The organism is Halobacteriovorax marinus SJ (assembly GCF_000210915.2).
Classification (GTDB): Bacteria; Bdellovibrionota; Bacteriovoracia; order Bacteriovoracales; family Bacteriovoracaceae; genus Halobacteriovorax; species Halobacteriovorax marinus.
The window spans coordinates 2313348-2324982 of the sequence record NC_016620.1 but is presented as its reverse complement, the minus strand read 5'-3'; the positions used below and the strand labels follow the sequence as shown (position 1 = coordinate 2324982).

Genomic DNA, 11635 nt, shown 5'->3' with positions numbered 1-11635 from the left:
ATTATAAACTGAGCTGTCTCGTTTTAGTAACACAATGATTGATTAATTTATATCCTCTTCTATTAATTCTAACTCTCTTAAGTTTACAAGACCTATAGTTTTGGTGATATGTATTTCTACCTTTCTTGACAAAATTCATCACATTAGCAAATTCTTCTTTGGTATGAAACTTTGCACCATTCTTTCTATTTCCTTTTACAAAGTTAATGAATTCAACAGGTGAGTTCTCATAGAATAGAACTTCTGCCATAGCGTTTGGAGTGATTGTATTTCTTCCTAGAATTCTCTCCAAAGGCCAGCTTACATCACCGTAAGAAAGATAAATAATTTCTGAACAAGTAATTTTAAAAGCAGTATCAGCATTGAAGGCGAAGTCATAATTTTTTCCAATCTGCTGACCAAGAATCTTATAGATCTTCAATATCTTACTCTTTGACTGTGACTCAATTCCTTTTACTCTTATTTGAGCAAAATCATCTAAGTTCATCCACTGAGAATACTTATCAAATGTTGTTCCCCATTTTCTCATTTCAAAAATAGAGTAACCTTTTTCAATTTGTTTTCTAAATGGAGCTAACTCCTCTGCATCCCACAGCCCAGCGGCCTTTAATTGTTCCTGTGTCCCAAGCCAAACAGCGTTGTGTCCCCAGTAACCAGGGATAGTATAATCGGTTAACTTATAGGCCTTCTTCTCAAAAATAATATCTAGAGGCATGAGGTCTTTATAGATTCTCTCTTGGGCATTTAAGTCATCGCGAAGCTGTCCACCATCTCCCCATTCTATTGGACCGGCAAGAGCACCAAAACCTGAACTTATTCCAGAGCTGGCACCCGCTAGAAAGTCTGTGATCACATCACCGACAAAGTCTTCTTGCTTTGCAAATTCTGAAATATCTTTTCCTTGTCCATCATAAGTTAAAATGACAGATGAGTTTTGAACATTGAGAATATTCCAATTGGTTTGTTTAATAATATTTGGGATTGATTCATTTACGATGACTGAAAGAGTAGTATTAAAGTGATTCTCAACTCTATTATTTAAAATCGCAGATTGGTCTAAGAGAATATATCTCATATTCTTATTTTTCATATATGTATCATATAAAGATTGAGTTCTCTCTATTAGCTGAAGGGCCCTAAGAGCTTGCTCATGATTAGCATTGCCATTAAGAGCAGTACTCAAGTCATTTAAGTAATCTTCACTACTGGCAAGATATTGTTCCCAACTCTCTCTTATTAAATTTAAGAGTTGGCCATTTCCACTAGTTCTTGTCCAAAGGTATTCCAGCCCATAGGCTCCTAAATTGAGGGTATGTTGATATATTTGTAGGTGAGCATCTTGCTCTTTTTCACTACTTAAAATTTGCTCAAGGCTATCTTCAAAGCGATTGAGTTCGCTAGAGTAGCTATTGGTTGAAATAATGAGTAAGAGAAAAAAGATTAACTTTTGCATAAGCTTCCTATAAATAATGAGTATCTATTTATAGCGCTTATATGGATTACTCTCTATGGATATTGAAAGCTTTACTGAGGTGTAAAGAAATTAGACAGTTATTCTACCTTGGCCCACTCAGGTCTTAAGTTATTTGAATCATTCAACTTCCAGTGCTTGAGGATATGTTCAATGATGCCGAATTCATCGAGAGCATCTTCCAGTTCTTCTGGAATATCCTCTTCATTTGAAGACATAAGAACACCTGGAGTGTAGTGCTTTAGAGTGGTTTGATTCTTTGAAGAACTCACCTCAATAGCATAAATACGAATGAGATTCTCTTTGAGATCATCGAGGTCTTGAATTGAGTAGGTAGATAGCGGATTAAAGGATTTGTAGTCATCAGTTGCTGTGACTTCTATTTCAAATACAATACCTTCTACTTCTGTTGAAAATTTCATGAAAATTATTTACCTCTTAAGTACAAAGGTATCATGTATTGTGATCATATTAAACTAATTTTTCTAGTGCCCGCAGCTAGTTACTGCTATAAGTAAAGGATGAACTTAGGTTACTTAGCCGGAATATTCTCTTTCTTTTTTTGGGGTCTCATTGCGATCTACTGGAAGCAATTGAGCTTCTTTGATTCTTACGAGCTTCTTGGTCATAGAATATTTTGGGGTGTTTTAACTTTTCTCTTATACTTTCTCTTTAAGAGACCTTGGGGTGCTCTTCGCTCATGTATAGACACTCCTAGAAAGAGAAAGCTCTTGGGAGTTTCTACCATTTTAATTTTTACCAATTGGTTTGTCTTTGTTTGGGCCGTTGGGACGGGGCATGTTTTAGAGGCGAGTATAGGATACTTTATTAATCCTCTCGTTAATGTGGCCCTAGGTGTTTTTGTTTTAAAAGAAACATTGCGTGCTAAGCAAAAGCTCGCTGTATTTATCGCATTCCTTGGATTACTCGTTTTTCTCTCTAGCGGTGTAGGTAGAATAGATGTTTCACTCTTCTTGGCCCTTAGTTTTGGAACATATGGCCTTGTCAGAAAGAAAATGAATATTCCTTCAATGGAGGGGTTGTTCTTAGAGATGCTTATCTCACTCATTCCAATTCTTATTTTCTTTGGTTATAGATTTTATACTTCTGAAATATCGTTCTTTAAGGCGTCAAGCTATGAGATGTTCATGGCCTCTTTGGCGGGGATTGCAACGCTCATCCCTCTGGTATCGTTTAATTATGCGGTAAAAAATATTTCGCTCACAAGTGTAGGTCTCCTGCAATATATAGCGCCAACACTTCAGTTTATCTTAGCTGTATTTATTTATGGAGAACTCTTCACAATAACTCATGCCTATGCATTTAGTTTGATTTGGTGTGCACTTATCATATATACTTTTGATTTAGTGCTCTTTTCTCGAATGCAAAGGATATCCAATGCATAATATATTTTCAGTATTCTATATTGAAAATTCTAAAATTGAAGTCTTAGTCTCAGACGAGACGTCAACTCTTCTTGCAAGAGATATTGATCTAGAGGGATGTACACCGCTTTCCAAGAGAAGAGATGGGAATACTTTCTTTACTGTATTAGATGTGAAAAGAGAGATACCTTCTCACCACTGGGTTGACTTATTATCAGTGGATCACTTCTCTAGCAATGATGGTGCAATTATTTGCGAGTCAATCGGTGCAATTTTTCCTTTCTTTCATAAGTCACAATACTCTCTACCAGAGCTCTTTTTAAAAAAGAGTTTTAACACAAACCAAGTGACTTTCTTTGGTGGAAGCTTTAATCCTTGGCACGAGGGACACAGTGAATGTCTTCGTCGTTGTCCTAGTGAGAATATTTTAATTATCCCAGATCGCAACCCTTGGAAGAGCGAATTAGAAAAAGAGTGCTACTTTAAGTCCTTCAAAGAGTTATGTTTGAAGTTTAGTGATTCACCGTACTCAGTTTTTCCTGGCTTCTATGGACTTGAAGAGGGAAATCCAACTGTTGATTGGCTGCCAAGAACAATTTTTAAAAATAAATCCCTCTTAATAGGCGATGATAATTTTACTTCCTTTTCAAAATGGAAAGATTATAAAAAATTACTAAATCATTTGGACACAATCTTCGTCTTAAGTCGAAATCACTCAATGAAAGAAATTGAACAAACAGCGCAAGATTTATTGGCAATAAATGATTCCATTTCACTCTCGGTCCTAGGGGAGCATGACTTTATGGACCTAAGCTCTACCAAAATTCGTGCTCAAAAAAAATCGTGATATAATAATCTCATGATTAAAGATAAGAATTCAGAAATAGAAGAAGATATTCCTCACATCGGAGAGCCTGAATCTACTGATGGCGATCAGAAAAAGACGAGCTATAAATCAAGCCGAGTCAACGTTCACGCTACTACTTCAGACTTGTCGGGGGCGGCAGGAATTTTAGAGGGATTTCTTAGAAAATTTAAAGGGCCTGCATTTGCACTGGCAATGTTACCTATAGGATTATCCTATATTGTATGCCTTGGTCTATCTCTCATTCCTGGCTATATTTTAGTTGAGTACGTATGGAATGAGGTAAGTGTTCTTAGACCTCTTTTTATTTGCCTCTCTCTTGCCTGCGCTTATCTTCTCTACGGTGTGAGCATTATCTTTATCGTACCGCTTGTAAATAAGTTAATGTTCTTAAAGCTTAAGCCGTGGCGAGGAGGATGGTACTCTCTTCAATCACTGCCTTGGTATTACCACAATGCCTTAGTACAACTCGTTCGCTATACATTTCTTGATCTGGTTACTCCAACTCCGATTAATGTTCTCTTTTACAAAATGATGGGAATGAAAATTGGAAAGGGTGTAATGATTAACACTACTAATATCTCAGACCCTTGTCTTATTACACTTGAAGATAATGTGACTATCGGAGGATCAGCTACGCTCTTTGCTCACTACGCTCAAGGAGGCTATCTTGTGATTGCTCCAACGATTATTCGAAAGGGGGCAACAATTGGTCTCAAGGCCTCTATTATGGGAGATGTTGTTGTGGGGGAGAAGGTGACAGTGAAGCCTCACTCAATTCTTTTGCCGAAGACGAGAATCAATAAAGGCGATAAGCAAGTCTAAGCTTCTTATTTTCTAACAAAAAAAAGGACTCTAAAATAGAGTCCTTTAATATTAATTCTTTTAATTTGTTCTGACTTACTACTTAACTTTCCAGTAGTATTCGATCACAAGCTGTTGTTCGAATTCAAATGGAATATCAGATGGAAGTGGAAGATCAATCATCGTTCCTTTCTTCTTATCAGCTTCAATATTGTAACAAGCTGGAACTGTTGCCATTCTTGGGCTTTCAACAGATGACTTGTAAAGTTGGTTTGCGTAACCTTTGTCAGATAAAGTGATTACGTCACCTTTCTTAACGATGAAAGAAGACTTATCAACTTTCTTTCCGTTAACTTGAACTTGTCCGTGAGCTACCATTTGAGAAGCTGCGGCCATTGAAGGTGCCCAGTTAAGTCTGAAGATTACGTTATTTAATCTAGACTCAAGAGTAGAGAGAAGTGTCTCCATCCAAGGCTTAGTTTGGTTTTTCTTTGCTTGCTTAACATAAGAAACAAGTTGCTTCTCACGTAGACCGTAGTGGTAAACTAGCTTTTGCTTTTCTTTTAGACGAACAGCATAGTCAGAAATTTTCTTTCTTCTGTTACCGTGAACACCTGGACCGTATGGTCTTCTTTCTAGTGCACCAGCTTTACCAAGACCTGGAAGTTCAAGACCTAGTGCTCTCTGGATTTTAAAACGAGCTTTACCCGTAGTTGCTTTTGCCATTTCAGACTCCTTAATTAGTGACTTGGGGTATATGGCTAAACACGTATCACATCTTATAAATTAAGACCCCGCGTCATATACTGGAATACGTGTTCGATGGTTTTAGCTAATTTATGGGTGGCTGTCAATTTAAAAGAACCTTTAAATACCTTAAATTTAAAGATTATCTTTTGCATTAAATACCAACTTACGTTAAATTTTATTGTAATTCTTAACGGAATTATCTTAGAAAAGGTGAAAGTAGTTGAAAATAGTAGATATTCAAAAGAATTTATTAATATCTCACTTAGGGTTAGTGGGGATAAATGAAGAGCTCCTAGAGACCTTTCCTATCCAAAAGTTGATAGATAAATCAGATGATCAAGTCTGTGTGATCTTCACATTCCTCTTTAATAAATTCTCTAAAGAAACTCTTATAAAGTCTGTGGAAGTGATGTCAAAGATTCTAGAAATAGAGCCTTCATCTGTGGAGAGAAAAGGGGGAGAGCCTCCTCAGTTTATGGCCCAAGTATTTCTAGACAGCCACACAATGCACTGGAGTGATAGGGCAAGTCTTAAATATGAACAATTGCAAAAGGCCCTTTTATCTTTTGATATTCGAGTAAGCGCTAACGTTTCAATAAATAATTAATTTTGGCCATCCGTGTCTACAGCCATTTTTTAGATCGTGTTAAAATAGAAAAAACTATTCAAGGATTGAAGGGGTTAGTATGAATTTTGATTCTATCAAGGAAGTTAAGAAGAGAGAGCTTGAGGCCATAGGAATAATTGGAATTGATGACGAGGGTAATTTTGAATTCTCTGATTCTATTTTAGATGACGATATGGAAGATATCGAAGAGCAGGGAAAGAAGATATTAAAAGTTTCTAAGACTGTCTCGAGAAAAAGTCATACGACGAAAGAGAAGAAATCAAGGAAGTCTCCAGCTAAGATAAGTGAGCCGATCGCTCAAGCGCCGAGAAAGTACACCATTCAGTTTAATAAAAATGAAAACGAAGAAGCGGAGCTCGCTTTTGCAACACTAAGTTCTCTAGGTGAAGAAGTTGAAATTAAAGATATTTTTAACTTTATTATGACGAGAGGCTTTAGTGCTGATGAAAAATTTCAGATTCAAAAAATAGCTTCAAGCCGTATCTTAGAAGAAAAGCTCAATAAGTATTTAAAAGAAAATAAATTGAAAATGGATAGGGAAGAGGTTCTATTGCATCTTCTCAATGAGAAAATTCAGTAAGTAAAGATCGAGAACGCACCTAACTTCTTAGGTGCGCGCTTCTATCATCTTTTAGTCTTTAAGATCAATAAATTCAAACTTTGTAACATCAACAAGGCCTTTATCAGTAATTTTTAAAGATGGGATAACTGGCAGGGCCAAGAAGGCCATTTGAATAAAAGGTTCATTCAAGTGAACATTAACTTCTTTACACGCCTTCTTAAGTTCTATAATTCCCTCGGTGAGAACTTCAGCGCTCTCTAAGCTAAGTAGCCCAGCAATTGGAAGTGCTAAAGAGGCGATAACTTTTCCGTCTTTAACAACACAGAATCCACCACCCATTTCAATGAGTTTATTGGCCGCAACAGTCATATCACTCTCATCTTCACCAATGACAATAATATTGTGAGAGTCGTGGGCCACAGATGAAGCAATCGCCCCAGTGCTTAGTCCTGCACCTTTTACCAGTCCTAGCGCCGGCTTTATATTCTGTCCGTATCTCTCGATGACACAAATCTTTTTAATATCATCTAATTCAAATTTTTCACCATCATAATTTACTTTTAGGTGATTCGTGATGATTTCATCTTTTACAATTTCGATAACGTTGTAGGTTCCTTGCTCAAAGTTGAACTCAATTTCTTTGTCGCCCAAAGGTGATCTCTTCATTGTATTTTCAATTGGAGGTTTAGACTCTTCTAAATTTTTTGAAAGTGATTGCTCGACTTTGTGCTCTTTCACTGGAAGACCTTTCATTAAGACGTCACTAATTTCAACATTCTTATAATCACTTAGGAGAACAATATCGGCCTGCTTCCCCGGGGCAATAAGACCAAGTCGTTTAAGTCCAAAGTGCTTAGCTGCGGAGTAAGAGCTTAGACGATAGGCCACATGTGGCTCAATACCAATTTCATTAATCATCTTTTTTACGAGATAGTTTATATGGCCCTCGTTGAAAATTTCATAAGGGTTTCTATCGTCTGTACAAAGTAGACATTGGCAAGAGTTAAAGTCAGTAACTAGTGGAGCTAGAGTTTTTAAATTCTTGGCAACTGAACCTTCTCTAATTATGAGCGCCATTCCCTTGGAGAGTTTTTCCTTGCCTTCTTCTCTAGTGATAGTTTCATGGCAATTTTGAATTCCTGCAGCGATATAGGCATTGAGGTCTTTTCCCCTAACTAGTGGACAGTGCCCATCTAAATTCATCTCTTGGAACTCTTCTACCTTGTCTAAAACATCATCAAAGGCGTTGATCACACCTGGGAAATTCATCATTTCTGCAAGGCCTAATACATTAGGGTGATTCTTATAGGCCTTCATTTTCTCTAGAGGAAATGGTCCACCATTTGTTTCAAACCCCGGAAGAGCGGGAACGCATGAGCTTACTTGTACAAAGAGGTTCTGCTTCATTAATTCACTACATCTAAGAAACCAGCTAAAACCTTTGTCTCCAATTACATTTGTAATTTCATGTGGATCGCAGATAGCCGTTGTTGTTCCAAGAGGGAGAGTTAGTCTTTCAAATTCAAAAGGATGCATCATGGATGATTCAATATGTAAGTGACCATCAATAAACCCTGGGACAGCGACGTCACCATTAGCATCGATAACTCTCTTTGCCTTTTGATCTAAGTATTCAAGTCCTGTTCCTGCAATGGTTTTTCCGGCAATAGCAATGGCACTTTCATTGATTTCTCCATTAACTAGATCCATGATTTTAACGTTCTTTATAAGAATATCAATTTCACCATCACCTCTGGCCACACTTAGTACGTGCTTTAATTCTTCTCTGGTTAATTGCTGAGTACTTTTAGATTGAATCATTATTATTCCCCTAGAATATTTCTTTGGGCCAAGGCACAAATAGGATTTTCCTTAGATGTATAACAGGCCCTCATACCATAGCTTCTGGCGTGGTTCGTTTTATTTATGGCCTTATAGTAGAAGGCGATTTTTAGACATGTTGAAAGAGAAGTCGTCTCACATTTCTTTGAAGCTTCTTTTAAAACCTCTGTACTTACGCTTAAGTCTAAACTTAGCAGAGTCGAGATATTTGTATAAAAGCTCTCTTCAAGGGCCTCTGGATCAAGGTCGAGATAAAGTAGGATGTCTTCAAGAGCATTATGATTATTTGAGTTGTAGGACTTAAGATTGACTCCAGACTTTTTCAAATAACTTAAGACCTCAAGAGAGTAGGGTGCTGCTCCAAGGTAGAAGAGAATATGCTTTTTTTCTTTTCCAAGCTTTTCAAAATTGATCCCAGATTTGAGAGCATCATCAATATCTTTGAAGTTTAATTTATCTTCCCTTCCAATTAAGTATTGCTCTTTAGTGGCGTGGGTATTTCTATAGAATGATACAATCATTAAAACAATAGCCACCACTCCCACTGAAATAATAAATGGAGCTCTACGTTTAATATATTTATCTTCAGTGAGTATTCTAAGTAATCGTCTTGCGTTTGTTTGGGCCTTGTTGTCCACAGGTGCTCCTAAATATGATTAGCTTTCTTATAAAGATCTAATAATTGCAGCGTATACTTTCCAGGTTTACCATCTCCAATGAGACAATTATCAATCTTAGTAATGGGTACTAAGAGTTTTGTCGTACTAGTGAGAAAGCACTCATCTGCCGACTTTAGAAAATCTTCATCGAAGTTTCTCTCGGAAATATTTAACTTATTATCTTTAGCAATTTGAATAAGTGACTTTCTGGTAATACCGCCTAAGAGACCGGCCTTAATTGGTGGCGTAATAACTTCGCCATCTTTAACGATCCAGATATTTGAAGTGGTGGCCTCTGTAATTTCTCCCTTTGCATTGAGCATAATAGCGTCGAATGCGCCGGCTTTCTTGGCTTCGTGCATGGCCATAACATTATTGAGGTAGTTACCAGATTTAATTCTAGGGTCGACAGCGTTTTTAGGATTTCTCATAGTGTGAGAAATAATCATATGAACACCATCGTCATACCACCAACTAGGGTTGGGAGGTAATTCCTTTACAATGATAATGACATTATTCTTAGTGGCCAGAGCAGGGTCAAGACCAATTTCTCCCTCTCCACGAGTTACGACAATTCTTATATAAGCAAAATCAGTGTCTAGTTGTTCTAAGACTTTCTCTAAATCGCTTTTTAATTTCTCTAGTGTAAAGTCGAGTGGCATCTCCATTTTATCAGCAGAGTAAAGAAGTCTTTCAAAGTGTTCGTCTAGCTTAAAAATCTTCCTACTAAATGTTTGGGTCACTTCATAGATGGAGTCACCATATAAGAAACCTCTGTCAAAGACTGAGACTTTGGCGCTAGATGGATCGCTAATAACTCCGTTAATAGAAACTAAGGACTTTATTTGTAAACTCCCTCATAACCACTTGGTGTGAAGTTATAGGCATCAGTGTAGACGTGCAGGCGCAGAGTTTCTTTTCCATTTTCTAAGAGAGGCAGTTTTCTGTGGGCCCAGCCAAGAATTCCCTCTTTCAAATTATAGGCGTCAATTTTCTTTTCTCTAAGAAGACGAACGTACTTAGAACTTCTCGGTCCAAGGGTGCTGTATACAATGACTTTCTTGCCCTGAAAGTTTGGTAGTTCCTGCTCAAACTTTTTTTGCGTTAAAGAGTTTGGAATATAGCTAATTTCTATTTCAGGCAATGATCTTATATCTACAAGAATATAAGTGTCTTTCTCTAAGCTTTGCATTTGTTCAATAGAGAGGTGAGGGATATCTGAATATTGTTTGGCCACAGTTTCGCCCATGGACTTAACAACATGAGATTTATTTTCAACTTCATCGGGCTTTAAGCACGACTGAAGAAATAAGAGAGAGAGTATAAAGATGTATCTTTTCATAATTAAGTAATATTCCATGCTTAGCTTTAGCTGACAAGAGCAATAAATTTGACGAAAGTCGTAAATTACTGAGATAATCAATAAGATGAAAAAATATCTTATAACACTCTTTGCAATCTTATTTTCGGTTAATACATTCGCTAGCACTGTGCGACTAAGCGATACTACCGAGCCGGTAGTTAATGTCGGAAATATTTATTCCGTTTATAATACTTTGGGTGGAGACGGAACTTCATCAAGTGCGCCACTCAAGCTCTATATACCGCTCTCTGGCTCTGGAACAACTCAATCAGATAATCATATTCTAAAGACAGCACTCTTTAAATCTAATAGTACTCAAACGCTCAATACAACAATTGATATCGTAAATACGGATAGTGTAAATGTTCTCTATCCAACTCTCTATGTCAAAGATGACTCAAGCACCAATTATCTCTTTGTTGGGCGCTCAACTATTGGGTGTTCTACAAGTTCTACTTGTGAAGATGTTATTTCAAGCTTCTCAATCGCGACGATCTGTAACTCAACGGAGATCGATTGTGCGGGAGCACTCTCAGCACCAGTGACTGTAAGCTCTTACCTCTATCTTTCTCAGGCCGGTGTTGATACTTCAATCTCGGATCCTACTAGTGGTAGTGACGGTCTATTTGTAGAGCTCAATATTAGTGGAAGAGTCTATGAATCCACAGTCACTACGGCCTTAACATCTATTGAAAAAGGTGACCAAAGATTAAAACTCAATTACACAGTGTCTGCGATTCAAAATGATTATAGAGATATAGCTATTTTTGATGTCAGTAGCTTCAATAGTAAATTTGGACAGGCGGGAATCAACGAAATCCTTTCTATAGACGATGATGTGACACCTCAGTCCAGTGGCCTATTTGAGGCCAAGAATCTTTCAAACGGAAGAACTTATAATATTTCCTTTGCTGTAAGGGACTTCTATGGATTCTATACTCCACTTGCTTCGCCACTTAGCGGGACACCGTTAGAGATCGCAGAATTCCTTGAGAAGAATCAATGTTACTTTATTTCTGCTGGCTTTATGGAGCAGCACTATGTTCTCAATTACTTCCGCTATATTCGCGATCATTATCTCCTTAAGGTAAAATTAGGCCAGAGCTTTGTAGACTTCTATTATGAGACTGCGCCGCAATATGTCCCATTTATAATTGAGAGACCTTGGCTACAGGCTCTAATACGTGGGTTTGCGTATTGCGTTTATTTTATTTTTAACTTTGGTCTCGTTGCGTTAATGATATCTGTCATGGTAATTTTTCTTACCTCAAAGGTTTTCAAAAATAGCATTACCGAGTAATATAAA

At 37.2% G+C, this 11635-nt stretch carries 13 protein-coding genes; 6 read left to right on the top strand and 7 right to left on the bottom strand.

The features are described from left to right. Window position 1 precedes the first annotated feature (1 nt). Window positions 2-1453, bottom strand: coding sequence for a YiiX/YebB-like N1pC/P60 family cysteine hydrolase (locus BMS_RS10940; protein WP_014244881.1), 1452 nt, complete (start codon window positions 1451-1453; stop codon window positions 2-4). Window positions 1454-1551: 98 nt separating this feature from the next. After that, on the bottom strand, window positions 1552-1893 hold the full coding sequence (locus tag BMS_RS10935; RefSeq protein WP_014244880.1) for a hypothetical protein: 342 nt from the start codon (window positions 1891-1893) through the stop codon (window positions 1552-1554). A 99-nt stretch (window positions 1894-1992) separates the two neighbouring features. Here BMS_RS10935 and rarD point away from each other — a divergent pair, with 99 nt between their 5' ends. The 3 genes from rarD to BMS_RS10920 are packed head-to-tail and all read left to right on the top strand — an operon-like array spanning window position 1993 to window position 4546. Then, a complete protein-coding gene (rarD, locus tag BMS_RS10930; RefSeq protein WP_014244879.1) occupies window positions 1993-2877 on the top strand; it encodes an EamA family transporter RarD in 885 nt (294 codons plus the stop codon). Next, window positions 2870-3703, top strand: a complete 834-nt coding sequence (locus BMS_RS10925) for a hypothetical protein (RefSeq protein ID WP_014244878.1) — start codon at window positions 2870-2872, stop codon at window positions 3701-3703. Before rarD ends, BMS_RS10925 begins: the two co-directional genes overlap by 8 nt. Before the next feature lie 12 nt (window positions 3704-3715). Beyond that, window positions 3716-4546, top strand: coding sequence for a hypothetical protein (locus BMS_RS10920; protein WP_014244877.1), 831 nt, complete (start codon window positions 3716-3718; stop codon window positions 4544-4546). Between the two features lie 78 nt (window positions 4547-4624). Here the strand turns inward: BMS_RS10920 and rpsD are convergent, their stop codons facing one another. Continuing rightward, a complete protein-coding gene (gene rpsD, locus BMS_RS10915) occupies window positions 4625-5251 on the bottom strand; it encodes a 30S ribosomal protein S4 (protein ID WP_014244876.1) in 627 nt (208 codons plus the stop codon). 244 nt (window positions 5252-5495) lie between these two features. Here rpsD and BMS_RS10910 point away from each other — a divergent pair, with 244 nt between their 5' ends. After that, window positions 5496-5882: a hypothetical protein gene (locus BMS_RS10910; protein ID WP_014244875.1), complete on the top strand. Its 387-nt coding sequence runs from the start codon at window positions 5496-5498 to the stop codon at window positions 5880-5882. A gap of 79 nt (window positions 5883-5961) precedes the next feature. After that, window positions 5962-6483, top strand: coding sequence for a hypothetical protein (locus BMS_RS10905; RefSeq protein ID WP_014244874.1), 522 nt, complete (start codon window positions 5962-5964; stop codon window positions 6481-6483). Window positions 6484-6534: 51 nt separating this feature from the next. Here BMS_RS10905 and adeD read toward each other — a convergent pair whose 3' ends face one another. From adeD to BMS_RS10885, 4 genes are all read right to left on the bottom strand, one after another. Then, window positions 6535-8286 carry an adenine deaminase gene (adeD, locus tag BMS_RS10900; RefSeq protein WP_014244873.1) on the bottom strand — a complete coding sequence of 584 codons (1752 nt, stop codon included), beginning with the start codon at window positions 8284-8286 and terminating at the stop codon, window positions 6535-6537. A 2-nt stretch (window positions 8287-8288) separates the two neighbouring features. Then, window positions 8289-8945, bottom strand: a complete 657-nt coding sequence (locus tag BMS_RS10895) for a hypothetical protein (RefSeq protein WP_014244872.1) — start codon at window positions 8943-8945, stop codon at window positions 8289-8291. Between the two features lie 8 nt (window positions 8946-8953). Next, complete coding sequence (locus BMS_RS10890; RefSeq protein WP_014244871.1) at window positions 8954-9709, bottom strand: aminotransferase class IV; 756 nt, start codon at window positions 9707-9709, stop codon at window positions 8954-8956. Window positions 9710-9807: 98 nt separating this feature from the next. Continuing rightward, complete coding sequence (locus BMS_RS10885) at window positions 9808-10308, bottom strand: rhodanese-like domain-containing protein (protein WP_044557531.1); 501 nt, start codon at window positions 10306-10308, stop codon at window positions 9808-9810. An 85-nt stretch (window positions 10309-10393) separates the two neighbouring features. Here BMS_RS10885 and BMS_RS10880 point away from each other — a divergent pair, with 85 nt between their 5' ends. Beyond that, window positions 10394-11629 (top strand): CFI-box-CTERM domain-containing protein, encoded by a 1236-nt coding sequence (locus tag BMS_RS10880; RefSeq protein WP_014244869.1) that lies wholly within the window; start codon window positions 10394-10396, stop codon window positions 11627-11629. Window positions 11630-11635: the final 6 nt, after the last annotated feature.

Coding starts and splice junctions, on each gene's coding strand:
- BMS_RS10885 (WP_044557531.1), bottom strand. CDS start 10,308: ATGAAAAGATACATCTTTATACTCTCTCTCTTATTTCTTCAGTCGTGC.
- BMS_RS10935 (WP_014244880.1), bottom strand. CDS start 1,893: ATGAAATTTTCAACAGAAGTAGAAGGTATTGTATTTGAAATAGAAGTC.
- rarD (WP_014244879.1), top strand. CDS start 1,993: ATGAACTTAGGTTACTTAGCCGGAATATTCTCTTTCTTTTTTTGGGGT.
- BMS_RS10925 (WP_014244878.1), top strand. CDS start 2,870: ATGCATAATATATTTTCAGTATTCTATATTGAAAATTCTAAAATTGAA.
- BMS_RS10905 (WP_014244874.1), top strand. CDS start 5,962: ATGAATTTTGATTCTATCAAGGAAGTTAAGAAGAGAGAGCTTGAGGCC.
- BMS_RS10940 (WP_014244881.1), bottom strand. CDS start 1,453: ATGCAAAAGTTAATCTTTTTTCTCTTACTCATTATTTCAACCAATAGC.
- BMS_RS10920 (WP_014244877.1), top strand. CDS start 3,716: ATGATTAAAGATAAGAATTCAGAAATAGAAGAAGATATTCCTCACATC.
- BMS_RS10880 (WP_014244869.1), top strand. CDS start 10,394: ATGAAAAAATATCTTATAACACTCTTTGCAATCTTATTTTCGGTTAAT.
- rpsD (WP_014244876.1), bottom strand. CDS start 5,251: ATGGCAAAAGCAACTACGGGTAAAGCTCGTTTTAAAATCCAGAGAGCA.
- adeD (WP_014244873.1), bottom strand. CDS start 8,286: ATGATTCAATCTAAAAGTACTCAGCAATTAACCAGAGAAGAATTAAAG.